The sequence below is a fragment of the Moraxella sp. genome, from assembly GCF_024227015.1.
Taxonomy (GTDB): Bacteria; Pseudomonadota; Gammaproteobacteria; order Pseudomonadales; family Moraxellaceae; genus Moraxella.
Genome location: NZ_JAAELD010000296.1, coordinates 1 through 26,553, shown reverse-complemented (window position 1 = coordinate 26,553; position 26,553 = coordinate 1). Strand labels below are relative to the sequence as shown.

The 26,553-nt window shown below is 46.4% G+C and carries 19 protein-coding genes, 1 tRNA gene and 1 pseudogene; 16 read left to right on the top strand and 5 right to left on the bottom strand.

Annotation, left to right across the window (positions count from 1 at the left end):
• The coding region (gene proS / locus GY683_RS06890; protein WP_297288034.1) for a proline--tRNA ligase at positions 1-863 on the top strand (863 nt) is incomplete at its 5' end.
• Between the two features lie 122 nt (positions 864-985).
• On the opposite strand, the gene GY683_RS06885 is transcribed toward proS, so the two are convergent.
• Both GY683_RS06885 and GY683_RS06880 read right to left on the bottom strand, forming a co-directional pair.
• Positions 986-1,231, bottom strand: coding sequence for a GlsB/YeaQ/YmgE family stress response membrane protein (locus GY683_RS06885; RefSeq protein ID WP_297288033.1), 246 nt, complete (start codon positions 1,229-1,231; stop codon positions 986-988).
• Positions 1,232-1,651: 420 nt separating this feature from the next.
• Positions 1,652-1,876: a hypothetical protein gene (locus GY683_RS06880; RefSeq protein WP_297288032.1), complete on the bottom strand. Its 225-nt coding sequence runs from the start codon at positions 1,874-1,876 to the stop codon at positions 1,652-1,654.
• A gap of 174 nt (positions 1,877-2,050) precedes the next feature.
• Here GY683_RS06880 and moaA point away from each other — a divergent pair, with 174 nt between their 5' ends.
• On the top strand, positions 2,051-3,040 hold the full coding sequence (moaA, locus tag GY683_RS06875) for a GTP 3',8-cyclase MoaA (RefSeq protein WP_297288031.1): 990 nt from the start codon (positions 2,051-2,053) through the stop codon (positions 3,038-3,040).
• A gap of 52 nt (positions 3,041-3,092) precedes the next feature.
• Here the strand turns inward: moaA and ccmB are convergent, their stop codons facing one another.
• Entirely contained in the window at positions 3,093-3,758 is a 666-nt protein-coding gene (gene ccmB, locus GY683_RS06870) for a heme exporter protein CcmB (RefSeq protein ID WP_297288030.1), read from the bottom strand.
• A gap of 2 nt (positions 3,759-3,760) precedes the next feature.
• A complete protein-coding gene (gene ccmA / locus GY683_RS06865; protein WP_297288029.1) occupies positions 3,761-4,411 on the bottom strand; it encodes a cytochrome c biogenesis heme-transporting ATPase CcmA in 651 nt (216 codons plus the stop codon).
• A gap of 165 nt (positions 4,412-4,576) precedes the next feature.
• Between ccmA and GY683_RS06860 the strand changes: the two genes are divergently transcribed.
• From GY683_RS06860 to GY683_RS06815, 10 genes and pseudogenes are all read left to right on the top strand, one after another.
• Positions 4,577-4,653 (top strand) — tRNA-Met (locus GY683_RS06860).
• A gap of 194 nt (positions 4,654-4,847) precedes the next feature.
• Entirely contained in the window at positions 4,848-5,345 is a 498-nt protein-coding gene (gene rimP, locus GY683_RS06855) for a ribosome maturation factor RimP (RefSeq protein ID WP_297288028.1), read from the top strand.
• A gap of 48 nt (positions 5,346-5,393) precedes the next feature.
• Complete coding sequence (gene nusA / locus GY683_RS06850) at positions 5,394-6,875, top strand: transcription termination factor NusA (RefSeq protein ID WP_297288027.1); 1,482 nt, start codon at positions 5,394-5,396, stop codon at positions 6,873-6,875.
• 164 nt (positions 6,876-7,039) lie between these two features.
• Positions 7,040-9,607, top strand: a pseudogene (gene infB / locus GY683_RS06845) (translation initiation factor IF-2); the annotation flags it as partial.
• A gap of 99 nt (positions 9,608-9,706) precedes the next feature.
• Positions 9,707-10,108, top strand: a complete 402-nt coding sequence (locus tag GY683_RS06840; protein WP_046697225.1) for a ribosome-binding factor A — start codon at positions 9,707-9,709, stop codon at positions 10,106-10,108.
• Entirely contained in the window at positions 10,108-11,031 is a 924-nt protein-coding gene (gene truB, locus GY683_RS06835; RefSeq protein ID WP_297288026.1) for a tRNA pseudouridine(55) synthase TruB, read from the top strand. Before GY683_RS06840 ends, truB begins: the two co-directional genes overlap by 1 nt.
• 158 nt (positions 11,032-11,189) lie before the next feature.
• Positions 11,190-11,456, top strand: coding sequence for a 30S ribosomal protein S15 (rpsO, locus tag GY683_RS06830; RefSeq protein WP_036367197.1), 267 nt, complete (start codon positions 11,190-11,192; stop codon positions 11,454-11,456).
• A 184-nt stretch (positions 11,457-11,640) separates the two neighbouring features.
• A complete protein-coding gene (gene pnp, locus GY683_RS06825) occupies positions 11,641-13,731 on the top strand; it encodes a polyribonucleotide nucleotidyltransferase (protein WP_297288025.1) in 2,091 nt (696 codons plus the stop codon).
• A gap of 84 nt (positions 13,732-13,815) precedes the next feature.
• Entirely contained in the window at positions 13,816-14,721 is a 906-nt protein-coding gene (gene cysM / locus GY683_RS06820; RefSeq protein WP_297288024.1) for a cysteine synthase CysM, read from the top strand.
• Positions 14,722-14,740: 19 nt separating this feature from the next.
• Positions 14,741-15,514 (top strand): 3'-5' exonuclease, encoded by a 774-nt coding sequence (locus GY683_RS06815; RefSeq protein WP_297288023.1) that lies wholly within the window; start codon positions 14,741-14,743, stop codon positions 15,512-15,514.
• A 35-nt stretch (positions 15,515-15,549) separates the two neighbouring features.
• Here the strand turns inward: GY683_RS06815 and GY683_RS06810 are convergent, their stop codons facing one another.
• Positions 15,550-16,278 carry a sulfite exporter TauE/SafE family protein gene (locus GY683_RS06810; protein WP_297288022.1) on the bottom strand — a complete coding sequence of 243 codons (729 nt, stop codon included), beginning with the start codon at positions 16,276-16,278 and terminating at the stop codon, positions 15,550-15,552.
• Between the two features lie 141 nt (positions 16,279-16,419).
• Between GY683_RS06810 and rlmD the strand changes: the two genes are divergently transcribed.
• From rlmD to gltS, 4 genes are all read left to right on the top strand, one after another.
• Positions 16,420-17,826 (top strand): 23S rRNA (uracil(1939)-C(5))-methyltransferase RlmD, encoded by a 1,407-nt coding sequence (rlmD, locus tag GY683_RS06805; protein ID WP_297288021.1) that lies wholly within the window; start codon positions 16,420-16,422, stop codon positions 17,824-17,826.
• Positions 17,827-17,880: 54 nt separating this feature from the next.
• On the top strand, positions 17,881-20,832 hold the full coding sequence (locus GY683_RS06800; RefSeq protein ID WP_297288020.1) for an ATP-binding protein: 2,952 nt from the start codon (positions 17,881-17,883) through the stop codon (positions 20,830-20,832).
• A gap of 237 nt (positions 20,833-21,069) precedes the next feature.
• Entirely contained in the window at positions 21,070-25,014 is a 3,945-nt protein-coding gene (gene purL / locus GY683_RS06795) for a phosphoribosylformylglycinamidine synthase (RefSeq protein ID WP_297288019.1), read from the top strand.
• 242 nt (positions 25,015-25,256) lie between these two features.
• Positions 25,257-26,519 (top strand): sodium/glutamate symporter, encoded by a 1,263-nt coding sequence (gltS, locus tag GY683_RS06790; protein ID WP_297288018.1) that lies wholly within the window; start codon positions 25,257-25,259, stop codon positions 26,517-26,519.
• Positions 26,520-26,553: the final 34 nt, after the last annotated feature.

Sequence of the window (26,553 nt, the reverse complement as noted above, 5' to 3'; positions counted from 1 at the left end):
AGGATAGTGAAGATAAAATTTTTGCTCTTATTTTAAGAGGAGATCATAATCTAAACGAGACCAAAATCTCTAAACTTGAAATTATTAAAGCTCCGTTTAGATTTGCCGATAATAAAACCATCAAACAACACACTAACGCTGACCCAGGCTCAGTTGGTCCAGTTGGGCTTAAAATCCCGATAATTGCCGATAAAAGTGCCGCTCTAATCGCAGGCTTTATTTGTGGTGCCAATGAAAATGACCAGCACTTTAAAGAAGTTAATTGGGAGCGTGACCTGCCAGAGCCAATCGTAGCTGATATCCGCAATGTCGAAGATGGCGATTTAAGTCCTGATGGCAAAGGTAAGTTAAGCATCGCTCGTGGAATTGAGGTCGGGCATATTTTCCAGCTTGGCGATAAATATAGCCAAGCGCTGGATGCTAAAGTATTGGATGAAAATGGCAAAACCCAAGTGATGACAATGGGTTGTTATGGCATTGGTGTCAGTCGGATTGTTGCCGCGGCAATTGAGCAATACCATGATGATAAAGGCATAATTTGGCCAGAGTCCATCGCGCCATTTACTCTTGCCATCGTACCGATTAATATGCACAAATCAGATAAAGTTAAAGAAGCTGCCGAAAAACTCTACCACGAAGTTTTAAGCCTTGGAATAGATGTGCTGCTGGATGATAGAAAAGAAAGCCCGGGAGTAAAGTTTAGCGATATGGAGCTAATTGGCATTCCACATAGAATTGTGATTGGGGATCGTAGCCTGGATAAGGGGCAGGTGGAATATAAACACCGAACAGATAAAGATAACACTATAGTTGATGTAAGTGAGACGGTAGAATTTATTAAAGGTAAGATTACAACTATTTAAAGCCTGCCTCCTACCTTGAGCCTTGACCTAAATATTATATAAGTCTGGCCGGTTAACGTATATTGACGTCTTGCAAAACATTTTTGAACCAGTCATAGACTGGCTCCGACTAAACTATAATATTAAGCTGCCTTAACCAATCTTAAAATAAAGAGCAATATAACTGCGCCAACAAATCCTACAATGATACTGTTAACTAAGGGATTGCTTGTAATGCTCAGCACTCCACCTAAAAAATGACCCGCAAGAACACCGCCAATGATACCAACAATAATTGTCCCTATAAGCCCAAAACCATTAGGAATAATAAAACTAGCCAACCAGCCTGCAACAGCTCCAATAACAATCAATAATAAAATACCTTCCATACTGTAGTCTCCTTTAAGTAAGTGAGTAACCACCATATAGTATAACTGCATAAATTACAATTATATTTTGTGTGTACATCACATAATATAATTGCCTTTTTGCTGATATTGTGGTAGGTCTACGAGAACTGGAAACATTGCGGAGTCAAGCGCAGCTGGGCTCCAGCAGAGGTTTGACCTCACAAGCTTTTAAGTTGAGAATCTTGTCCCTGACGCTAAGATTAATGCACCACGTTCTATGCCACAAAATAATTAAGTCTCGTGTCCCCAGATCTTTTGATTGTTTCCTGTACCACCTGAAAACTAATACAAGCATCGCCATGCTCTATCGCACTTTGTAGCAAAGACTCAGCTTTTTGTTGTTTATAAGAATCTATATCATCAAACAAATAAACCAGCATGTTTGAGTCTAAGAAGTTATCAACGCTCATTCATTTCATCTCGGGTAAATTTACGCCCGCCAGTTGAAATTCGTTGGCGTAATTTCATAATGATATTGATAGCCTCTTTCGCTTTGACACTACGTCTTGCATAACCTTCTAGCCAAAGCCTGAATTGTTTATTTAAAGTAGTATGTTCAGACCGTGCTCGGCTACGCGCTGATTCGATAAGCTCTTCATCTGCACTTAAGGTAATATTTTTCACTTTGGTTTTCCGCCTAAAATATAAATTACACGATAACAGTGTGCACTATTATCGTGAATATTTGGCAATTATTATTGTATTAAAAACTCACATATTTTAAAACAGACAAAGTTCTGCACATTTTTGTTTTAATAATATTGATAAATTAATCAAACTTGCTTTAAGCTATACACCATGCAACTAGAAGATTCATTCAAACGTCAAATAAGCTACCTTAGGCTTTCGGTTACTGATCACTGTAACTATAATTGCTTTTATTGTCGCACGGAGGAGGATGCTGGCAGTCTGAGTGGTGAGTTTTTAACTTCAAATGAAATATGCAAAACTGTTAGAATTTTCACTGAACTTGGAGTACAAAAAATTCGCTTAACCGGTGGTGAGCCACTAATCAGAAAAGACATAGAGCAGATTGTAAAGTCTTTAGGCAAGTTACCAAAACTTAATAGTTTGTCTTTATCAACCAATGCCCATTTGTTGGATAAACATGCTAGAGCCTTTAAACAAAATGGCTTGTCTCGGGTTAATATATCTTTGGACACACTTGATAATAAACGTTTTAGTGACATAACTCAGGGTGGCAACCTTGATAAAGTATTAAAAGGCATAGATGCTGCGATTGATGCTGGTCTTGGCCCAATAAAAATAAATATGGTGGTGATGCAAGATAGAAATGTCGATGAAATCGAAAGTATGCTTGATTTTGCTATCGCTAAAAACATTCAACTACGATTTATCGAAACTATGCCAATTGGTAGCGCAGGTCAACAAGCTTTAAAGCAGCATTACCCTGCTGATAAAATTCTACAAAGAGTACAGGAACATTGTCAAAGTAGTTTAATTAAACAAAATAGTAAATTTGATGCAGGTCCTGCCAGGATTTATACAATTAAAAATACTAAGGTTAAAGTCGGGGTTATTTCAGCACTATCCCAGCATTTTTGTGATACCTGTAATCGGGTACGTTTGACTGCCAAAGGTAGATTAATCTTGTGTTTAGGTCAGGAAAACAGCATTTCTTTGCGCGATGAAATTCGTGCTGACAAATCTGATGAACAGATTAAACAACTTATCACAAAAACAATCCTTAAAAAACCTGAGCGACATGACTTCAATACCTCGACAGATAACGCCATAAATAACCAAATGGTCAAACTAGGTGGCTGACACCACTTTGCTTTATTATGCACATGACTCAATGTGCAGTTATTTTTATGCATTACTCAATACTTATCCTGACCGCTGCTGCTGTTGCGACTGGTGCTAAAGTCAAAGCTAAAATCAAAATTGCGCCCAGGGCATAGAAATAACCAATAACCGGTAAGTCTGCTGCTGCATCATGCACAGCTAAAGTACCAATAATAAGTACTGGCACATAAAGCGGTAAAATCAATAATGACAACAACACGCCTGAGCGTTTAAGCCCGACAATCAGCCCCACACCTATCGCCCCGATTAAACTTAAACTTGGCGTACCTAATAACAAGCTGATAATCAATGTGCCTTGTGCTGACTCTGGCAAAAACAATAACACTCCCAATAAAGGTGCAACTAAAATAAGTGGCAATCCTGCCACCAGCCAATGTGCAATTATCTTGCCTAAAACCATTAAAGAAAATTCCCGTGGACTTAAAATAATTTGTTCCAAAGAACCATCATCATAATCGCCTTTAAAAATACCATCTAAAGATAATAAAGTCGACAACAAAGCTGCAACCCAAATAATCCCTGGGGCAATTTTTCCCAAGATAGTGCTTTCAGAGCCAATGCCTAACGGAAACATTGACACCACTATAATAAAAAATAAAATCGGGTTGATTAACTCATTCAGATTACGAAAACTTAAAATAAGATCACGTTTTATAATAAATAATAGCGAACCCATCTTTAAGTCTCCTGACAAAAATCTAGTGGATTAAGACTTTTATATCGATTTGTTAATTTTTGCAATGGCTGATGAGTGGTTATGATTATAATTCCATTATTCTCTAGATGATCAAGAAAAACCTGCTCCAGTTTATCTATGCCTGTAACATCCAACGCGGTAAATGGTTCATCTAAAATCCACAACTGGCAGTCACTTACAAACAATCTTGCAAGCCCTACTCGTCTTTTTTGTCCGGCGGATAAATTACCACATGGTATATCTTCAAAACCATGAAGTTCTAAAGCAGCAAGCACAGCAAATAAATCCTGTTGATTAGCACCTTTTAAACCACGAGCAAATTGCAAATTTTCAATCGCAGTAAGTTCGGCTTTAATTCCAGTTTGATGTCCAAGGTATTGCATATCAGAAAAATAAGATTCTGATTGGTGAATAGGTTCACCATCCCAGATAGTTTGTCCAGACTCAGCCTGCACTAAACCAGCGATAATTCTTAAAAGACTGGTCTTGCCACAACCATTATGACCTTTGATTTGTAAAATTTCACCTGCCTGCAAGCCAAAACCAAGCTCGGCAAATAATTGCCGCTCGCCCCTGGTGCAACTTAATGCATCTGCTTCTAAATTTGATTTGCTGTTATAAATCAATGCCATTTTACTCGCTAAGTTTTATGCTCTAGAATTATAATCAGTCGTGAACAATACACAAGATAATAAAATAAGGCAAATTAAGATATTAGCACTTTAAATTAATAAAGTATTTGACATAATCTTACTTGAAAATTGACTCTACTATCTGTACACTAGCACAACTTTTGTTGCGGGGTGGAGCAGTCTGGTAGCTCGTCGGGCTCATAACCCGAAGGTCGTTGGTTCAAATCCAGCCCCCGCTACCACTTTTTAAAATCCTTATTTTGGTTTTATTTTATAAAATAAGGTGTCTTACGATCTAGTAGATTTATATAGATAATAAGGCTAGGCTGATTGATGATTAAAGCCCACTAACGCGTTTTGTGGGTTTTTTTGTATTTGTCGTTTAGTGATGCTACAATACAAGCAGCCATATTTAACCAAGGATACATGAAAATACATGAAACCATCGAGTAAAATTGCTGAATTGACCGAGTTAATCGCTCCGGCGGTGAGCGCCTGTGGTGTTGAGCTTTGGGGCATTGAGTTCATGCCACAAGGCCGCAAATCTTTGCTAAGAATTTATATCGAAGTCAGCGCCGAGCAGCGTGCCAATGGCGAGCACGTGACCATTGAGGATTGTTCTGCGGTCAATCATCAGGTGTCAGGCGTATTGGATGTGCATGACCCGATCGCAGGCGAGTATATTTTAGAGGTCTCAAGCCCTGGTTTTGACCGTCCGTTATTCAGCCCAGAGCAGGTGGCACTGTTTGTTGGTGAGATTGTTAATCTGCGCCTGATTCATGCCATCGGTCAGGGCGACACCAAGCGCCGCAAGGTCGTGGGTCGTCTGCTTGAGGTGGGCGAGACGAGCATGAAAGTCGTCACCGAAGATAAGTTAGAATTTGACATCGAATTTAATAATGTGGATAAAGCTCATCTGATTTATGAAGATTGAGTCAATAACATAAAACCAACCAACCAAAATTAACCCAAAGGATCGAAGATGAGCCGTGAAATTTTAACCGTTGTTGAGACGGTCAGTAACGAAAAAGGGCTAAATCCTGAAGATATTTTTGAAGCGATTGAGCAAGCCTTAGTCGTATCTACCAAGAAAAAAGTCTATACCGAGCAGCCGGAAGTAGCGATTCGCGTGGCGATTGACCGTAAGACTGGCGATTATGATACTTATCGTTATTGGACGGTCGTTGCTGACGAAGATCATGAGATGCCAGCTTGTCAGCTTGCCATCAGTGATCTTGATGAGAATGAATGGAAGATCGGCGACATCAAAGAAGAGCAAATCGAGTCTATCGAATTTGGTCGTATCGCTGCTACCCAAGCCAAGCAAGTCATCATCCAAAAAATCCGTGAAGCTGAACGTGCGTTGGTGGCGGATGCATTCGAAGCGCGCGTGGGCGAGCTGATCACTGGCGAAGTTAAAAAACAAAGCCGTGACGGTTATGTGATTGATCTAGGTGACAACGCTGAAGGTTATCTGGCTAAAGACCAAGCGCTACCACGTGAAATTCTACGTCCAAAATCACGCGTGACCGCACTTCTACATCAAGTGAATCGTGACGGTCGTGGCTCGCAGCTTTTGTTGTCTCGTACACACAAAGACATGTTGGTTGAGCTGATGACCAAAGAAGTCCCAGAGATTTCAGAAGGCATCATCGAGATTCGTGACGTGGCGCGTCTGCCAGGTCTGCGTGCTAAGATTTCTGTTAAGACGAATGACCATCGCATCGACCCAGTGGGTGCGTGTATCGGCATGCGTGGTACTCGCATCCAAGCAGTACAACAAGAGCTTGATGGCGAGCGCGTGGATGTGGTGGTATGGAGCGATGATCCTGCTCAGTACATCATCAGCGCCCTTGAGCCTGCTGACGTATCTAGCCTGGTGCTAGACGAAGATGCTAAGACTGCCGACATTATCTTTGCGACCAATGACCAACTTGCTCGCGCCATCGGTTCTCAAGGTCAAAACGTACGTCTGGCATCTGATTTAACAGGCTACAAGCTAAACATGATGCTAGAGTCTGAATATCTAGAGCGCCAAGCATCAGAATCTCAAGGCTATATCGACCTATTCTATGAGCGTCTAGAAGTTGATCGTGATCTGGCAGAAGCTTTGGTTGAGATTGGCTTTACCAGCATCGAAGAAGTGGCCTATGTGCCAGTTGAGACTTTCCATGACATCGAAGGTCTTGATGACGAAGCGATCGCCACCATCCAAGAACGCGCCAAAGAAGTTGTTATCGCTGATGAGCTTGAAAAACAAAAGAACATCAAAGAGCCAAGTGCTGAGCTGCTTGCGCTAGAAGACATGACGACTGAGATCGCTTATAAGCTGGCTGAGCGTGATATAATTACGCTAGACGACTTGGCAGAACAAGCAGTCTTTGATATCGAAGACATTGAAGGGCTGGACAGTGAACTTGCAGGCAAGATCATCATGAACGCTCGTAAATCGTGGTTCGAATAACCATGCGCGCCACTGGTGTGAGTGCCTTGTGATGGGTACATTTAATTAAGTAATTGCCAAAACACCTAATTTTTTGAGTGATTTGGCAAGCAATAAGACAACAGGCGACGACAAGTCGCCCTTGCCAAAACACAAAATCAGGTGAATACATGACAGATACCAATAAAGATAATAAACGTATTAGCATTAAATCAAAAACCACATCTACTGCCAAAGTAACTGGCACATCAGGTAAAGCAAAAGCGGTCAATGTTGTCAAAACAAAAAAGATCGTTTTTGAGAAGCCAGATGCCAATAAAATCGCTGAAGAAGTCGCCGCTCAGGTCAAGGCTGCTGAAGAAGTGCGCCTAAAAGCCGCCGAGGAAAAACAGGCTGCTGAGCGCAACAAACAAGAAGCTGCCGAACGTCAAGCCGCGACTCTTGCCGCCATGCGTGCAAGCAGCGATGATCAAGAAAAAACCACGTCATCATCAGCTTCTGTTGTCGTCAAAAAAGCCAAAAAAGACGACGAAGCTACTGATGCTAAGTCTGATAAAGCTGACAACAAAGCCAAAAAACCTGCACCAAAACCTGCCAAGGCAGAAACTGCTGAAGACAAAGCAGCTCGTAAGGCTCGCGAAGCTGAAGAAGAGAAGCTGCGTCAATTAGAAGCAGAGAATCGCCGTAAAGCTGCCGAAGAAGCGCAAAAACGCACGCTAGAGCAGATGAAGCAGATGGCAAGCCGTTATAGCGACAAAGAAGACAGCTCAAGCACCATCGTCCGTAAAGATGAACCACTTGCCAAAGGTCTGGTGGGTGCAGCACTTGAAGAATCTTTTGAAAAAGAGCGTCGTGAGATTAAGCGTGGCACTAACACCAACTCTAGCCGTTCAAAAGGCGGCAAGAAAAAAGGCAGAGAAGAGATTGAGATCAAGAACAAACAGCGTGGACTAAAATCATCTCAGTCAGGCAAGCATAAGTTTGAGATGCCTGTTGAGAAGATTGTCTATAATGTTGAAGTTGGTGAATCGATCGTTGTTTCTGACCTTGCTCAGAAGATGGCGGTTAAGGTTCGCGAGGTCATCAAATCACTCATGAAAATGGGTGAGATGGTTCGTGAATCTGACACCATTGACCAAGACACCGCAGGTCTTGTGGTTGAAGAATTTGGTCATAACTTGGTGTTGGTGTCTGATACCAAGCTAGAAGACGACCTTCAAGAGGCTGTTGATGAGAAATCAGGCAACGTTCAAGCGCGCCCACCTGTTGTGACTATTATGGGTCACGTTGACCATGGTAAGACTTCATTGCTTGATAAGATTCGTGAAGCGAAAGTGGCAAGCGGCGAAGCGGGCGGTATTACTCAGCACATCGGTGCGTACCATGTTACAACCGATCGTGGCGTGATTACCTTCCTAGATACCCCAGGCCATGCCGCCTTTACCGCCATGCGTTCTCGTGGTGCACAGGCGACCGATATTGTTGTGCTTGTCGTCGCGGCTGATGATGGCATGATGCCACAGACCGAAGAGGCGATTGACCATGCGCGCGCAGCAGGTACGCCATTGATTGTCGCCATCAACAAGATGGACAAAGACACTGCCGATCCAGATCGCGTTATCAACGAATTGGCAGTAAAAGAAGTCGTGCCTGAGGCGTGGGGCGGTGATGTGCCAATGGTGCAAGTCTCTGCCAAGACAGGAATGGGCATCGATGAGCTATTAGAAACCATCAGTATCCAAGCAGAGATCATGGAGCTAGAAGCGCCATTAGATGGTGCAGCGCAGGGTGTGGTTATCGAATCTCGCATCGACAAAGGTCGCGGCGCGGTAGCGAGCTTACTTGTCAAAAAAGGTACGCTAAATCAAGGCGATCTGGTACTGGCTGGTGAATTCTATGGTAAAGTGCGTGCGATGACCGATGAGAATGGCGATCGCATCAAGACCGCAGGACCATCGATCCCTGTTGAGATCTTAGGTCTGCCTGATGCTCCGGCAGCTGGTTCTGAATTCTTGGTGGTGTCAGATGAGAAGAAGGCGCGTGAAGTTGCTGACTTCCGTGCGGCGCGTGAGCGTGATCGCGTGCTAGAGCGTCAGAATAAGATGCGCCTAGATACGCTGTTTGAGAGCATGGGCAATGACATTGCAACCTTGAACATCATCCTCAAAACTGACGTTCGTGGTTCGCTCGAAGCACTGCTTAGCGCCCTTGATGAGCTCTCAACTGATGAAGTTAAAGTGCGTGTTATCAGCTCAGGCGTTGGTGCCATCACAGAATCTGACGTGATCTTGGCGGAATCTAGTGAAGCTGTACTTCTTGGCTTTAACGTGCGTGCCGACACGGCAGGTAAGCGTAAAGCTGATGAAGCAGGCTTAGATATTCGTTACTATAGCGTCATCTATGGTCTGATCGATGACGTGAAAGCTGCGATGAGCGGTATGTTGGCACCAGAGCATCGTGAGAAGATCTTGGGTACCGCCGAGGTTCGTGACGTGTTCCGCTCTAGTAAGTTTGGCGCGGCAGCAGGTTGTATGGTTCAAGAAGGTACCATCTACCGCAACAAGCCAATCCGCGTTCTGCGTGATGACAAGGTAATCTTCACCGGTCAGCTGCAATCACTGCGTCGCTACAAAGACGACGTCAATGAAGTTAAAGCAGGCATAGAATGTGGTCTGGCAGTCAAAGGTTATGAAGTGGCTGTGGGCGATAAGATTGAGGTCTTTGAGGTTCACGAAGTTAAGCGCGAGCTCTAATTAAACACTTCTGAACAAAACCCTACAAGTTGTAGGGTTTTGTTTTTTTGCATAAAATACATTATACTACTTTAGATTTTAATTATATTTTGGATTATTATGAATCAACGTTTACAACGACTGGCTGATCAAATTCAGCGCACTTTATCTGTACTTATCCGCGATGAGATTAATGACCCGCGTTTGACTGGTTTTGTGACCATCTCTGGTGTCAAAGTCAGCCCTGATTTGGGTTATGCGGATGTTTATGTCACCATTTTGGAGCCATCTCAAGATGGTGGCATGAATAAAGAAGCACATCAAGAAAGCATCAATGTGCTTAAAAATGCAGCAGGCTTTTTGCGTACCGAGCTGTCACATACCATGAAGACTCGTACCACACCACGCCTAAGATTCCATTATGATGAGGTGACCGCTCACGGCAATCACATGATGAATCTGGTCAGTCAAGCCATGCAAAAAACTGGCGAATCTGAGGCTGACGATACGGATAATTCTTAATGTCAAAACAGATCGTCTCGGGTGTATTATTACTGAATAAGACCATCGGCATCAGCTCCCATTCAGCTCTTGCCCAAGCCAAACGCTTGTTTATGTCAGCAGATTTTGACAGCAAAAAAGCAGGGCATACCGGCACGCTTGATCCGATGGCGACGGGGCTTTTGCCGATTTGCTTAGGCGAGGCGACCAAGTTTAGCAGCTTTGGGCTAGATGCTGATAAGGGCTATACCGCCATCATTAAGCTTGGTGAACAGACTGATACGGGTGATAAAGAAGGACAAGTCATCGCCCAAAAAGCCGTTCCAACTTTTGATAGGCGTGCACTTGATGAGATTGCAAACAGCCTAATGGGCGAGCAATTACAAACCCCGCCCATGTACTCCGCCCTAAAAAAAGACGGCAAAAAGCTCTACGAATATGCCCGAGACGGTATCGAGATAGAGCGAGAGTCACGCCTCATTGTCATTCATCATTTGGCTTTGACCAAATTAAGCGATAACGAAATCGCCCTTGATGTCATCTGTTCTAAAGGCACTTATGTGCGCGTGCTTGGCGAGACGATAGCTGAACGGCTTGGCACGGTTGGGCATTTGACTGCTTTGCACCGCACCAGCACAGGCGGATTTAACGTGTCGGATGCGATAAGTGTCGATGAGCTTTCAGATTTATCTTTTGATGAGCGATTTGGCAAGCTATTACCCGTTGATGTATTGCTTAATCATTTACCTATTATCAAACTCACCACAGACGAAACGGCACGCATTAAAATGGGGCAGCGACTTAATGTCAAAGACCGTATTGATGATTTAGTACTTGATGCTGATTCTCTACAAGTACGTCTGTATTGCGATGATAAGTTTATTGGACTTGGGCAGGTGGAGAAAAATGGGCGGCTGCAGCCTGTGAGAGTTATTTCAGCTTAGAAATGTTGCTGAATGTTGTGAGGTTTTGTTTTTGATTTTCAAATGACATTTTTGAATTTCCATGATATAATAAAAATTCATGCCAATAGGCTTAGGCAGGCTTTAGCAATGCAATGCTTGCCCGAATTATTTCGCATTGCTCATATAGGAATTTAGTTATGCTAACTAATCAAGATCGTATCGACATCATTGCAAAATACAAGCGCGCTGAGAATGACACTGGTAGCCCAGAAGTACAAGTTGCACTTCTAACTGCTCGTATCAACGACCTACAAGACCACTTCAAGGCACACAAAGCTGACCATCACAGCCGCCGCGGTCTTATCCGTATGGTTAACCAACGTCGTAAACTTCTAGACTACCTAAAAGGTAAAGATCTAAATCGTTACACTGATTTGATCGCATCTTTGGGTCTACGCCGTTAATTTTAAAATTAGCTCGGCTAATTTTTACCAAAAACGGTGTGCGTTTGCGTGCCGTTTTTGTTATTTTATGTTTATTGTGGGCAGTGGTCTTAGAACTCTAAGAAATGTTTTATAAATCAATTAATTGCAGTTAAAACATCTCTTAGGGCTTTAAACCATGTCCAAGTTTATTAAAGGAAATACTATGTTTAATATCATTCGCCAAGAATTCCAATATGGCAACCAACAAGTTGTTCTAGAGACAGGTCGTGTTGCGCGTCAGGCCAACAGCGTGCTCGTTCACATGGGTGACGTGTCGGTACTGGTGGCGGTTGTTGTTCGTCCAGAAGCGGTTGCAGGTCAGAACTTCTTCCCATTGACTGTCAACTACCAAGAAAAAATGTACGCATCAGGTAAAATCCCTGGCGGCTATGGCAAGCGTGAAGGTCGTGCGTCAGAGTTTGAGACGCTAACCAGTCGTCTGATTGACCGCCCGATCCGTCCATTGTTCCCAGAAGGTTATGTGAACGAAATCCAAGTAACCGCGACCGTTATCTCATCAGGTAAGACCCAAGATGCAGACATCGCAGCGATGATCGGTACTTCTGCAGCACTTGCCATCTCTCCTGCGCCATTCAACGGTCCAATCGGTGCAGCTCGTGTCGGCTTCATCAATGGCGAGTACGTACTAAACCCAAATCACGCTCAAATGAAAGAAAGCCAGCTTGACCTAGTGGTTGCTGGTACGAAGGCTGCAGTGCTTATGGTTGAATCTGAAGCGGATGAGCTGTCAGAAGATCAAATGCTGGGCGCGGTACTATACGGTCACGGTCAGCAGCAAGTTGTGATTGAAAATATCAATGCATTTGCGGCTGCGGTTGGTAATGCTAAGGCTGAATTTGTCGCGCCTGCGATCAACGAAGAGCTAAACGCACAGCTAAAAGATCAATTCACCGCCAAGGTGAGCGAGGCGTACACCATCACTGTTAAGCAAGATCGCTATGCACGTCTAGACGAACTAAAAGATGAAGCATTGGCTTTAGCAGGCGATGAGACAGCAGAAGATTATGCGGATAAAGTTGCTCAGATCAAAGAGCTGTTCGAGACTCTAAAATATCGCACCGTACGTGACAACATCCTATCAGGTAAGCCGCGTATCGATGGACGTGATCTAGAGACTGTGCGTGCGCTTGATATTCAAGTAGGTGTGTTGCCTTATACGCACGGTTCAGCGCTATTTACTCGTGGCGAGACCCAAGCACTGGTAACCACCACGCTAGGTACCAGCCGTGACGTGAACTTGGTGGATAGTCTATCAGGCACTAAGCAAGATCACTTCATGCTACATTACAACTTCCCACACTATTCAGTGGGTGAGACTGGTCGTGAAGGCGGTCCAAAACGCCGTGAAATCGGTCATGGCCGTCTGGCGCGTCGTGGTGTTCAAGCGATGTTGCCAGCTGCTGAGCGCTTCCCATACACGATCCGTGTGGTATCTGACATCACCGAATCGAACGGCTCATCATCGATGGCATCTGTCTGCGGTGCATCACTATCATTGATGGATGCAGGCGTACCACTAAAAGCACCTGTAGCAGGCATCGCGATGGGTCTCGTTAAAGAAGGCGAGAGATTCGCGGTATTGTCAGACATTCTAGGTGATGAAGACCACCTAGGCGACATGGACTTTAAAGTCGCAGGTTCGGTAAATGGTATCACTGCGCTACAGATGGACATCAAGATTGAAGGCATCACTGCTGACATCATGGAGCAAGCCCTAAAACAAGCGCATGCAGGTCGTATCCACATCCTAAATGCCATGAACGAAGTGATCGCAACTTCTCGCACCGAGATTAACGCTCATGCACCGAACTATGCGACCATCGAGATCAACCCAGAGAAGATCCGTGATGTGATCGGTAAAGGTGGTGCAACCATCCGCGCCCTAACTGAAGAGACTGGCGCGACTGTAGATATCGATGACAATGGTGTGATTCGTATCTTTGGCGAATCTAAGGCATCTACTCGCGCCGCCATCGCTAAGATTGAGGCGATTACTGCTGAGGTTGAAGTAGGCACGATCTACACAGGTACGGTTGCTCGTATTGTTGAATTTGGTGCGTTCGTGACCATCCTTCCAGGCACTGACGGTCTGGTGCACATCAGCCAAATCTCTGATGAGCGCGTAGAGAATGTCAGCGACTACCTAAAAGAAGGTCAAACTGTTAAAGTTCAAGTGCAAGACATCGACAATCGTGGACGCATCAAGCTAACCATGAAAGGCATTGAGCAATAATAAGCGAATCGAACTTACAAAACCGTCCTTCATAGGGCGGTTTTTAGAAACTGTTAGCCAAAATTATAATATTAGGATGTGCTAATGACGAATTTTATTAATCAAACGACCGCCCTTGCTGACTGTGTTGGGCAGACGCCATTGGTAAAGCTGTCTCAACTTGCCAGCGACACAAGCGCAACGCTACTTGCCAAGCTTGAAGGTAATAACCCGGCAGGCTCAGTCAAAGATCGTCCTGCTTTTAATATGATCGACCAAGCTGAAAAGCGTGGCGACATTAAGCCAGGTGACACACTTATTGAGGCGACAAGCGGCAACACCGGCATTGCGCTTGCCATGGTCGCAGCCATGAAAGGCTATAAGATGACGCTTATCATGCCAAAAAATTCCACCCAAGAGCGTAAAGATGCAATGACCGCCTATGGGGCGACATTGATCGAAGTGGAGCAGGGCATGGAGGAGGCGCGTGATTTGGCGCTACAGATGCAGGCTGATGGGCTTGGTATCGTGCTAGATCAGTTCAATAACGACGATAACAAAGAGGCTCATTATCTGACCACAGGCCCTGAGATTTGGGCGCAGACAGGCGGTAAGATAACGCACTTTGTCAGTTCGATGGGCACGACAGGCACTATTATGGGCGTGTCAAAATACCTAAAAGAGCAAAATCCTGACATCCAAGTCATCGGATTGCAGCCTGATGAACATTCAAGTATTGCGGGCATCAGAAGATGGCCGACAGAGTATTTGCCGGGGATTTTTGATGCGTCATTGGTCGATACTCTGATGGATGTCAATCAAAAAGACGCTGAGATCTATATGCGTAAACTTGCCAAAGAAGAAGGTGTGTTCTGTGGTGTATCAAGTGGCGGCGCGGCTTGGGCGGCGCATCAGATCGCCAAGAACAACCCTGATGCCATCATCGCATTCATCGTCTGTGACCGTGGTGATCGTTATTTATCAACGGGTCTGTTCGGTGTGATTGATTGAGCCAAATAAAGGAGAGCGCATGAATACCACAAGCCCAATTTTGGTTTTTGATATTGAGACAATCCCTGATATTGAGACGGGGCGACGTCTATATCCTGAGCTAAAAGACTTGTCGGACGATGATGCTTTGACCGCACTCATTGCCTTGCGTCAAGCCGAGGCGGGCAATGACTTTATGCGTTTGCCTTTGCATAAGATTGCTTGTTTGTCATTCTTGTGGGTGGAAAATGGGGAGTTCTCGTTGCACTCACTTGCGCTGGATCGATTGGCTGAAGCAGATATTTTAAGAAAGTTCTTTCGTGCGTTTGCTAAAAAGCCCGTACTGGTCAGCTGGAATGGTTCAGGCTTTGATGTTCCTGTGCTGCTATACCGCGCACTGCACCATAAGATCAGCGCACCTGCTTTGTTTAATTCAGCGAACAAGCCTGATTATTTGTATCGCTATGGCGAGATGCATGTTGATTTGATGGACAAAATGTCGCTGTATAACGGCTACAGTAAACAAAAACTTGACACCATCGCTGCTCTGTGCGGCTTTGCAGGCAAGGGCGAAATCGATGGCTCTCAAGTTGTACCGATGGTGCAAAGTGGCGACTGGCAGAAGCTGACCACGTATTGTGAATCGGACGTGCTTAATACTTGGCTCATTTACCTTAGATGGCTGATTTTGACTGGTAAGGCAGACCTTGATGGCTGCGAGATGATGATTGCGCAGACGCATGAGTTCGTCTCAAAAATCAAAAATGCCGACAACACACTGCGTCATGAGCGATTCTTAAATGCTTGGCAATGATAAAAAACACCCAATGATGATTGGGTGTTTTTTAATCAAAAGAAATTTAACTTTATGACATTATCAGCGATGATTTTGATCGCGATGATGGTCAGTAGCCAAGGTAGGATGCGCTTTAGCCATGGCATGGGCATGCGGTGGCGTAGCTTGGTGCCCACCCATGAGCCGATGATGGCGCCGATGATCATCATCACGATTACCCGCCAATAATCCATAAACACAAAGCCCATCGACACATACATGATGAGCTTAATCAAGTGCACGATGGAGATCATGGCAGAGGCGGTTGAGACGACGACGTGGTTGTCGTTGTATTTTTTGATGAGTAGTGGCATGTGCATGGGGCCTGGCGCACCAACAAAAAGACCAATGCCTGTCTGTAAAAATCCAATCACGCCAAAGTTCTCAAAGCTCTTTAATAGCTCATTAAATTTATGCGACCACTGTGTGAGTAGGATATAAAAGCCAATCAATAGCGGAATCAGATCAAGCTTAATGAAGCGCACCAAAATCCCAAATACCACCGCGCCAATCAACGTACCGATCAGATAGGGCTTGATGTATGTCATGTCCACGTGCCTGCGCCCAAACCACGCGCGACTGGCATTGCTGGCAAGCTGAGTTGCACCATGCACCGGAATGATGGCAACGGTTGGTAGGAACATCGGCATGACGCCCGCCAAAATCATGCCGCCACCAAGACCTGTGATGCCGGTCATGGTTGAGGTGAGAAAGTTGATAATAGACAGCAGTAATTCAGACATGATGATTATCTTAAAAATGCAAAAGCCATTTTATCATAGCTTGGGTCATCTGATAAGCTTTGTAAGCAGCACAAAAGAACGCCTTTAAAAACATGATATAATACACAATCCACCCACCGATCAGGCAGGCATTCACTCATCATGGCAAGACAACAAAGACAAAGGCGCGGATCCGCACAGTCCAACAACGCATCACCGATCACCTTGACCATCAATGGGCTAACCCATGAAGGGCGAGGTGTGGCAGTCTATGATGAGACGCACGGCGACAAGCAAGGCAAAAAAATCTTTGTGAATTTTGCACTGCCTGACGAGATAGTGATGGCGCAGATTACGCATTCCAAGAAGTCATTTGACGAGGCGGATGCTGTTAGTATCATGAAAGACTGTCAGGACAGACAAGCGCCTTTTTGTCAGCATTATGGAGTCTGTGGCGGGTGCAGTCTGCAGCACTTACAGGCGGATGCTCAGATTACTCATAAGCAGTCGGTGCTGGCCAATCATCTGGCGCATCACGCCAAAGTTGCCCCCGATGTGTGGCGGCCGCCTTTGGTTGGCGATCGTGTGGCCTATCGAACCAAGGCTCGTCTTGGTGTGCGGTATCTGGCGCGTGATGATGAGCTGATTGTGGGATTTCGGGCGCGTTCGAGTAATTTTTTGACGGATGTGGCTGATTGTCCTATTCTAGATGTGCGCATCAATGAGCATTTGCAGGCTTTAAAAGACATCTTAAAACAGCTGACCGCCAAGACAGACATCACGCATCTAGAATTTGCTGCAGGTGATGAGCATTCCCAAGTCGCCATGATTGTCCGCCACATCAAGCCGATGAGCCGTGCTGATCAGGCGGCGCTTGTTGAATTTTGTCGATCGGTTGAATGGCAGCTATACCTACAGCCTAAGGGTGCTGATAGTGTACACCGCATTGATGCTAAGGATCTGCCGAATACTCAGACCGTTCCGCCTGTCGGTGGGCTGTTTTACCATTTGCCTGATTTTGATCTTGTCATGGAGTGTTCGCCGCTGGACTTTACGCAGGTGAATCTGTCGGTGAATTGCCAGATGATTAAGCTTGCGTGCGAGCTGCTCGACCTGCAAGAAGGCGAGTGCGTGCTTGATCTGTTCTGTGGATTGGGTAATTTTAGCTTGCCATTGGCGCGCATGGTGGGTCAATCTGGTCAAGTCATTGGTGTGGAAGGCAGCACTCAGATGACCAAGCGCGCCGAGATGAATGCTGCCGCCAATGGTATTCATCATGCTAAGTTCTACGCTCAAGACCTAACCCAAGATTTCTCAGATGAGCCGTGGGTGCAGGATGTGGATGCGCTGCTCATTGATCCGCCGCGTGCGGGTGCGTTAGAGGTCATGGCATATCTTGGCAAATTTAATGCCAAGCGCATCGTATATGTCTCATGCGATCCTGCCACGCTTGCGCGTGATACAGCGCTGATCATCGCTCAGGGCTATCGCCTGACCCATGCAGGCGTGATGGACATGTTCTGCCATACGTCGCATGTGGAGAGTATTGTTAGATTTGAAAAGTCATGATAGTACAAAACATGCTAAACTACCGATGATGTGAGATTTTGATGATGGATAGTCATGAATAGATTTCGTTTTGGCTTAAAAAGCGCATACGGACAGCTGATTTTATTGGTTTTTTTGCCGATTGTGGTGCTTGCCTTGGTGGGTGGTTATTTGGTGTTTAGCGAGGTGCGCCGTGCTGTACTCTCTGAGCAGGACGTACTTGCGCAGGCGGCACTGCTTCGCTATGAGACTGCTGCCGAGCCATTATTAAGCCAAATTGGTCAGGATGTAGATTCTCAGCTGGCACTGTTTGATTCTGAGCTTGCCAATAAAGTGCTGACCTATGGCATTCAAAATCGCCAAGATGTAGGCGCGCTCAGCGGTGTGCTAGAGGGTGTCAATTCCATGCGCACTCAGCGTGTGCAGCGTCTTGCCATCATCAAGTATGACGGATCGGTTCTGCACGCGATGGGGGTTCAGGCAAGTGCGCCTTGGGGTGAATTTGATGTGAACGCACCGCACGTGCTGCGCTTAGATACTGGCTATGGCACGGCATATGGCAATCCTTTGACGGTGAACGGCGAGCGTTATTGGCTCATGGTCGAGATGGACAACGAGCCTTTGGCCATTACTTATTATCATGTGGTGCTGGCGTTATCGATCACGGGACTGATCACAATTTTGTTGTTATTGCTGATTTTAAATATTTATTCTAAGCGCTGGATCGCGCCCATTTATGAGATGCGATTGTATCTGCAACGCTTGGATGCGGATAATCTATCGACGCCTGTGAAGGTGCGTGCCGATGGTGAATTTTCACTGCTGCAGCGGGATTTTTTGAGGGCGATTAGAAGGCTCGAAGGCAGCTTTAATGAGCTAAAAAATCACGCCGAAGAGACCGAGCGCGACCTACAACAAGCCTTTGACGAGATGGAAATGCAAAACATCTCCATCCGTAACTCGCGCGATGCCGCCGTCTCAACCAGCCAAGCCAAATCGGCTTTCTTGGCGAACATCAGTCACGAGCTGCGCACCCCATTAAACAGCATTGATGGCTTTATTAATCTGCTCGCCAGAAAAGAAGGCCTGACCAGCGAACAAAACCTATACGTCCAAACCATTAAAAAATCATCCGCGCACCTGCTTGCGCTCGTGAATGACGTGCTTGATTTTTCAAAGATTGAGGCGGGTAAATTGGTGCTTGATCGCCATGAGTTTGATCTGTATGCGACAATCTATGATGTGGTGGACATGCTGTCACCCGCCGGACTTGAAAAGCATCTGCGTCTGGCGGTACTGTTCTACAACGATGTGCCGACCAATGTGGTGGGCGATAGCCTGCGTGTTAAGCAGATTTTGACGAATCTGGTGGGCAATGCGATCAAATTCACCGACACAGGTGGGGTGGTGGTACGTGTTAGCCTATCGGACAGACGTGACGACTATCTACACATCGCGGTGGAGGATACCGGCAAAGGCGTGAGCGAGGCGGATAAGGCTCAGCTATTTAAGAGCTTTAGCCAAGGCGATCTGTCGGTAACGCGTCGCTATGGGGGTACGGGACTTGGGCTTGTGATCTCTAAGCAGCTGACGGTGATGATGGGTGGCGAGATTGGCTTTTTTGATAATAACAGCGAAAACATCGCTCAGACGGGGGCGACCTTTTGGTTTGAAATGCCGATAGGCCAAGCGCATAATTCGGATGTTGCGATATTACCGCCTGCCATTCGTGCCAATATTCTAGTATGGATTAACCATGCGCCCGCTCTGCAGGTGTTAAAGGCAAGTCTGGCCGGCACAGGCGCGCAAATTACCGAAGCGATCGGTTTGGCAGATTTGCTTGAGCAGCTGGATGATGAGCATGAGTTTGATTGGGTAATTGTCGATAACTTCGGTCAGGATGCCGCTCAAGATGATATTGGTGCGATTCTAAGGCAGATTCGCCTGCGCTATCAGGGTCGATTAGCGGCATATGGCTATCAGGTGGGTGTGGATGGTTCATTGTTGGAGCGTTATCATGCCAGCGCGCTGTACGAACCGATGGATAAACGACAGCTTTATGACTTATTGTCAAATCATAAAACCGACAAGCCGACCAGACAACAAAGATTCACGGGCGCGCGCGTATTGGCGGTTGATGATCATCTGCCGAATCTGCTGGTGCTTGAGGCGTTCTTAGGCGAGCTTGGTGTTGAGGTCGTGACGGCGGGTAGTGGTTTTGATGCTATCGAGATCATGACCAAAACCGTCACAGGCACGAGTGCGCCGATTGACCTAATTTTTATGGATGTGCAGATGCCTAGAATGTCGGGACTGGAGGCGAGTATTCAGATTCGTAAGATTGAGCAGGCGCATCTGGCGACGCCCGTGCCGATCATTGCGCTGACCGCTCACGGGCTGTCTGATGAGAAGGATCGCTTGGTTGCATCGGGTTTGAATGATTATGTGGGCAAGCCAATCGGGCACATGCAATTGGTTCAGACGCTAGAGCGTTGGCTGCATCATGGTGACGAAGAGGTAAACACCACCCAAGCTCTGACCCAAGAGGCTGAGCTGATGCAAATTGCCACAAATAGCAATGAGCCCATCAAAGATAATAATGTCATTCCACCCAAATCACAAGGTGTGTTGGCTGATATCGATTGGCAAGATGCCTTGAATCGTGCGGCGAATAAAGCGGACTTGGCAGAAAAACTGCTGACAATGATCATTGAGAATGCCGAGAACGAAAAACAAGAACTAGAACGCGCGTGGGCAGAGCGCAATCGCAGCGAACTTGCGCAATTGGCGCACCGCATGGTGGGCGCATCGCGTTATGCGGGCGTGCCAAGACTGCGCCAGATGGCAGAGATTTTTGAGACGAATTGCCGCGCCGACATCCATGCGGTGAACGCCAGCCATTTTGTCAGCATGCGACCCAGTTATCGTGCGCTCATCGATGCGCTTGATAGCTTGGGTGCGATTGACTTAAAGGTTTATCTGTCAGGTCAGACGGTGGATGAGACGCGCATGAATTGGAAAATGTAGCTTGGGTGAATGGCTTTGCATTTAAAAATGATTAGTCATCACTTTAGCCCATAGGCGATGATCTCCATCCTGCGACTGATGCAGGGTGGGCGTTTTGTTTTTGGATTGATTGGGGTGAAAATAAATGTCAGAAATTTTGGTAATTTTGCTTATTTTAACCAAAAATCATCGCCGATTATTCGCCAAAATCTGTTATAATGACGCCATTTATTTTTCTATTTTTGTAAAGGTATCGCCATGATCAGCACCATCGCAGGGCATCGTTTTTTGACGGATTTTCAAGCCAAAAAATTGGCAGCTCAGCTAGAACAAAAAGCAGGGCTAAAGATTAGCGCACTTGACAGTCAGCAGGTTTATGTTTTTGATCAAGCCATTAGTGGCGCTGACCATACTAAGGCAGTAAACCTACTTAACCAAGGCGAAGAAGTTACCCTAAAAGGCGCTCAAGTTGGTCAAGTTCAGGTGGTGGTGGCGCCGCGTTTTGGTACGATTAGCCCGTGGGCATCTAAGGCGACCGATATTTTTAATAACTGCGGCGTCAAGGTAAATCGTCTTGAGCGCGTGGGGGTGTTCACATTGACGGGCGATGATCTGCCTGCCAAACTGCCGGCTGCTGCTGAATCGATTCTACATGACCGCATGACCCAAAGCTTGGTGTATGATTTGGATGATGTGGCAGCGCTGTTTATTGATGGTGAGCCTGCGCACCTTGAGCGTGTGGACATCATGGGGCAGGGGCGTGATGCTTTGGTGCGTGCTAATACTGAATTTGGCTTTGCTTTATCAAGCGAAGACATCGATTATTTGGTTGAAAATTTCACCAAATTGGGTCGTAATCCGACCGACGTTGAGCTGATGATGTTCGCCCAAGCCAACTCAGAACACTGCCGTCACAAGATCTTTAATGCCGAATGGACGATTGATGGCGAAGTACAGCCAAAATCGTTGTTCAAGATGATTAAAAATACCCACGAACAAAATTCAGAAGGTATCTTGTCGGCCTATAAGGACAATGCGGCGGTGATGGAAGGCTTTGAGGCGGCGCGTTTTTATCCTACTAAGAATGACGCAGGCGAGGCGCAGTACGGCTTTCATGATGAGCAGATTGACATCTTGATGAAAGTAGAGACGCACAACCACCCAACTGCCATTGCTCCGTTCGCGGGTGCGGCGACTGGTGCAGGTGGTGAGATTCGTGATGAGGGCGCGACTGGTCGTGGCGGTAAGCCAAAAGCAGGTTTGGCGGGCTTTAGCGTGTCGCATCTACACCTACCGAACATGCCTGAAAAATGGGAAACTTCTGGCAAGGTATCTGCCAAAGAATATGGCAAGCCTGAGCGCATGGCAAGTGCGCTAGACATCATGATTGATGGTCCTTTGGGTAGTGCTGCTTTTGCCAATGAATTTGGTCGCCCGAATCTAAATGGTTATTTCCGTACTTTTCAATTAGACACATCTGCCGAGCAAGATGGCAGTCAAATGCGTGGCTACCATAAGCCGATCATGATTGCAGGCGGTTATGGTAATATCAAGCGCAATTTGGTGCAAAAAAACAGCATCCAAGAAGGCGATCTGTTGATCGTGCTTGGCGGTCCTGCCATGCAGATCGGCTTAGGCGGCGGCGCAGCCAGTTCTGTGGACAGCGGTGAGCTGGATGAAGGCTTGGATTTTGCCTCTGTACAGCGTGATAATGCTGAGATGGAACGCCGCTGCCAAGAGGTCATCGATACCTGCTGGGCAATGGCGCAAGACGGCAATGACAATAATCCCATCATCTCAATCCATGACGTGGGTGCAGGCGGTCTATCAAATGCCATGCCAGAGCTTGTCGATGATCACGAGCTTGGCGCGCACCTAAACCTACGTAAAGTACCATCGCTAGAAAAAGGCATGTCGCCCATGGCGATCTGGTCGAACGAAGCCCAGGAGCGTTATGTGCTTGCTATTTCTCCGCAGAGTGAGAAGCTTTTTGATGAGATCTGCGCACGTGAGCGTTGCCCTTATGCGGTGCTTGGTGTAGCGACGAATGTCCGTGAGCTAAAAGTGGACGACACGCTGCTGCCAGAACAACCTGTGGATATGCCAATGCAAGTGCTGCTTGGCGGCACACCAAAAATGAAGCGTAGCTTTAGCCGTGAGCCAAATGAGCTACATCCGCTAGACGTCGCTGGTGTGGATCTGCGCGAGAGCATCAAAGACGTGCTTCGCCACCCAACTGTCGCCAGCAAGTCGTTCCTAATCAGCATTGGCGACCGTTCTATCACGGGTATGGTTACCCAAGATCAGTACGTTGGGCGCTACCAAGTGCCTGTGGCGGACTGTGCGGTAACGATGTCAGGGCTGATGGCAGATACTGGTGAAGCGATGGCAATGGGCGAGCGTACGCCTGTGGCACTCATCAATCCGAAGGCGTCAGCACGCTTGGCGGTGGGCGAGGCATTGACCAACATCGCTTCAGCTCGCATTGCCAAGGTGTCTGACGTAACGTTATCTGCCAACTGGATGGCGGCGTGCGGCGATGAAAAAGAAGACGCGGCACTATTTGATGCGGTGCACACCATCGGTGAAGAGCTTTGTCCTGCCTTGGGCATTACCATCCCTGTGGGTAAAGACAGCTTATCTATGAAAGCCAACTGGCAAGACAACGGCACGGACAAGACCGTCAGCTCACCAATGAGTCTGATCATCACTGCCTTTGCGCCTGTGCAGAATGTCGCCAAGACCATCACGCCAGAGCTTGTTAATGCTGATGCTAAGCTGCTTCGCTTGGATCTATCTCGTGGTAAGCTTCGCTTAGGTGGTTCTATCTTTGCTCAGACGTTAAGCCAGCTTGGCAATGACTGCCCTGATGTGGATGATGCTACCGATCTTGCCAATCTTTTTGGCTTTATCCAAGCTGCGAACGAAGCAGGGCTGATCCGTGCCTATCATGATATTGGTGATGGTGGTCTGGTGGCAACTGCAGCAGAGATGCAGTTTGCCAGCCGCTTAAAAGTGAATCTGAATCTGACTGATGACAATCTATTGGGTCAGCTATTTGCTGAAGAGTTGGGTGCGGTGATTCAGGTGTTGCCAGCGGATGTAGATGCGCTACAAGCCCTTGCCAAAGAGCATGGCGTAGATGGTCTATTGACTGCTGTGGGTGAGACCTTTACCACGCCGGTAGGCGGCGCAGGTCAGGATGTATTGACCATCGCGACTGACAGACAAAATCTAAGCTTCACCCGTGCCGAACTTCAAAAAGAATGGACGAAAGTCAGCCATGCCATCGCCTCAATGCGTGACAATCCTGAGTGCGCTGATCAAGAGTTTGCCTTGATTGATGATGTGAATCATCATGGCTTGATCGCTCATGCCAACTATGAGTTAGACCTTGCAGTCGAAGCACCTTATGTGAATAGCCGCACCACGCAACCAAAAGTTGCCATCTTGCGTGAGCAGGGCGTGAATGGTCATCTTGAGATGGGTGCAGGTTTTGTGCGCGCAGGCTTTGACGCTGTTGATGTGCACATGAGCGACTTGATGAGTGGTCGCATTAACCTACGAGACTTTGAAGGTTTGGCGGCGTGCGGTGGCTTTAGTTATGGTGATGTCTTGGGTGCAGGCTCAGGCTGGGCAAATTCAGTCTTGTTCCATGACGAGCTTCGTATGCAGTTCGCCAGATTCTTCCATCGTCCTGAGACCTTTGCCCTAGGTGTGTGTAATGGCTGTCAGATGATGAGTCAATTAAAAGAGCTGATGGTGGGTGCGGAACATTTCCCACGTTTCACCTTTAATAAGTCGGCACGTTTTGAGGCACGCAGCGTCAATGTACGTGTGGAGCGCACCAAGTCTGTACTACTAAAAGGCATGCAAGACAGCATTCTACCGATCGCTGTGGCACACGGCGAAGGCTATGCGCAGATGAGCGAGCAGTCACTAAATGAATTGACACGCCACGGCCAAATCGCTCTACGTTATGTGGACAGTCAAGGTAACCCAACCGAGCATTATCCGCTGAACCCGAACGGCTCGCCAGAGGGTATCACGGGTGTATGTAGCACCGATGGTCGTGTGACCTTGATGATGCCACACCCAGAGCGTACCTTGCGCGCGGTGAATCACTCTTGGAAACCTGATGAGTGGACCAACGATGGTGCGTGGATGCGTCTGTTCCGTAACGCTCGAGCATTCTTGCGTTAATAAGATAGCGATATTAAAAAAACGGGCGTTATAAGCGCTCGTTTTTTATTAGTGGTAACGGATATCAAAGGTTAAGTAGGATTGTGTTATTTAAATAATTTTTTATTTTACAAATCATTGATAATCTTGATAAAATACCGACGTATTATTGCGATTTGGTCTAGACAACTTAATCGCAAAGAAGTTTATAAAACCCTAGCGAGGATGCGGGCAACCACATCCTTTTTTATTTTGGAGTACGTATGGAAATTACGTTAAACGGGTACTATACGCTGATTTTGGCGACGTTGGTGCTGTTGCTTGGACGTTTTTTGGTTAAGCGCGTAAAATTTTTGGCGGATTTTAATATCCCTGAGCCTGTGGCGGGCGGTTTGGTGGCGGCTGCCATCGTTTATAGCTTAAATGCTTTTTTTGGTTATTCTTTTATTTTTCAAAAAGAACTACAAACTGCATGTATGTTGATGTTCTTCGCGTCCATCGGCCTATCTGCTGATTTTAGCCGTTTAAGAGCGGGTGGTACGCCTTTACTGGTTCTGTCGGTGGTCGTGTCGGTATTTATCATCATTCAAAACGCAGTGGGTGTTGGCTCGGCCATGGCACTGGGCATTGATCCGATGTTGGGCTTGGTGGCAGGTTCGATCTCATTGACCGGTGGTCATGGTACGGCAGGTGCTTGGGGTGCCGACCTTGAGCAGACCTATGGTGTGGCAGCAGCGACAACTTTGGGTATTGCGTGCGCGACCTATGGTCTGGTGGCAGGTGGTATCATCGGTGGTCCCGTGGCAAGACAGCTAATCTCAAAATTAGGTCTAAAACCTAAAGAGTTAGAGCAAGCGAATAGCTTATCTGAGGTTAAATCGCTAGATGGCGAACCTAATGACGCTCTAAAAGACTATGCTGATGAAGAGATTTTTGAAAAATCAGACAGCACTCGCTTAATTACCGCCACATCAGCCATCGAAACTTTGGCACTGTTTGCGGCGTGTCTTGCTTTTGCTGACATCATGACTGGCGTTGCCAAGGGCACTTGGTATGAGCTGCCTACGTTTGTGTGGGCACTTTTTGGCGGCGTGGTAATTCGTAATGTGTTGACCAATTTGTTCAATTTTGACATGTTCGACCGCGCGATCGATGTGTTTGGTAATGCTGCTTTATCATTGTTCCTAGCCATGGCATTGTTGTCATTGAAGCTTTGGGAGTTGGCAGGTCTTGGCGGTCCTATTCTGATTATCTTGGTGATTCAGACGATTGTTATGATTTTGTATGCGTACTTTGTAACCTTTAATATCATGGGTCGCGATTATGACTCTGCCGTCTTGGCGGCGGGTCACTGCGGTTTTGGTATGGGCGCAACACCAACCGCGATTGCAAACATGCAAGCGATCACAGATCGTTATTTGCCATCGCATAAGGCGTTTTTGATCGTACCGATGGTTGGTGCGTTCTTCGTGGATATTGTTAACGCCATTGTGTTACAAGGATTCATTAAGTTGCCGTTTATGTAAAACAACAAAAACCTCATCGCGCGATGAGGTTTTT

Excerpts from the sequence above, each read along its gene's own strand:
- GY683_RS06885 (WP_297288033.1), bottom strand. The coding sequence starts at position 1,231 with ATGGAAGGTATTTTATTATTGATTGTTATTGGAGCTGTTGCAGGCTGG.
- moaA (WP_297288031.1), top strand. The coding sequence starts at position 2,051 with ATGCAACTAGAAGATTCATTCAAACGTCAAATAAGCTACCTTAGGCTT.
- ccmB (WP_297288030.1), bottom strand. The coding sequence starts at position 3,758 with ATGGGTTCGCTATTATTTATTATAAAACGTGATCTTATTTTAAGTTTT.
- ccmA (WP_297288029.1), bottom strand. The coding sequence starts at position 4,411 with ATGGCATTGATTTATAACAGCAAATCAAATTTAGAAGCAGATGCATTA.
- rimP (WP_297288028.1), top strand. The coding sequence starts at position 4,848 with ATGAAACCATCGAGTAAAATTGCTGAATTGACCGAGTTAATCGCTCCG.
- nusA (WP_297288027.1), top strand. The coding sequence starts at position 5,394 with ATGAGCCGTGAAATTTTAACCGTTGTTGAGACGGTCAGTAACGAAAAA.
- GY683_RS06840 (WP_046697225.1), top strand. The coding sequence starts at position 9,707 with ATGAATCAACGTTTACAACGACTGGCTGATCAAATTCAGCGCACTTTA.
- truB (WP_297288026.1), top strand. The coding sequence starts at position 10,108 with ATGTCAAAACAGATCGTCTCGGGTGTATTATTACTGAATAAGACCATC.
- rpsO (WP_036367197.1), top strand. The coding sequence starts at position 11,190 with ATGCTAACTAATCAAGATCGTATCGACATCATTGCAAAATACAAGCGC.
- pnp (WP_297288025.1), top strand. The coding sequence starts at position 11,641 with ATGTTTAATATCATTCGCCAAGAATTCCAATATGGCAACCAACAAGTT.
- cysM (WP_297288024.1), top strand. The coding sequence starts at position 13,816 with ATGACGAATTTTATTAATCAAACGACCGCCCTTGCTGACTGTGTTGGG.
- GY683_RS06815 (WP_297288023.1), top strand. The coding sequence starts at position 14,741 with ATGAATACCACAAGCCCAATTTTGGTTTTTGATATTGAGACAATCCCT.
- GY683_RS06810 (WP_297288022.1), bottom strand. The coding sequence starts at position 16,278 with ATGTCTGAATTACTGCTGTCTATTATCAACTTTCTCACCTCAACCATG.
- rlmD (WP_297288021.1), top strand. The coding sequence starts at position 16,420 with ATGGCAAGACAACAAAGACAAAGGCGCGGATCCGCACAGTCCAACAAC.
- GY683_RS06800 (WP_297288020.1), top strand. The coding sequence starts at position 17,881 with ATGAATAGATTTCGTTTTGGCTTAAAAAGCGCATACGGACAGCTGATT.
- purL (WP_297288019.1), top strand. The coding sequence starts at position 21,070 with ATGATCAGCACCATCGCAGGGCATCGTTTTTTGACGGATTTTCAAGCC.
- gltS (WP_297288018.1), top strand. The coding sequence starts at position 25,257 with ATGGAAATTACGTTAAACGGGTACTATACGCTGATTTTGGCGACGTTG.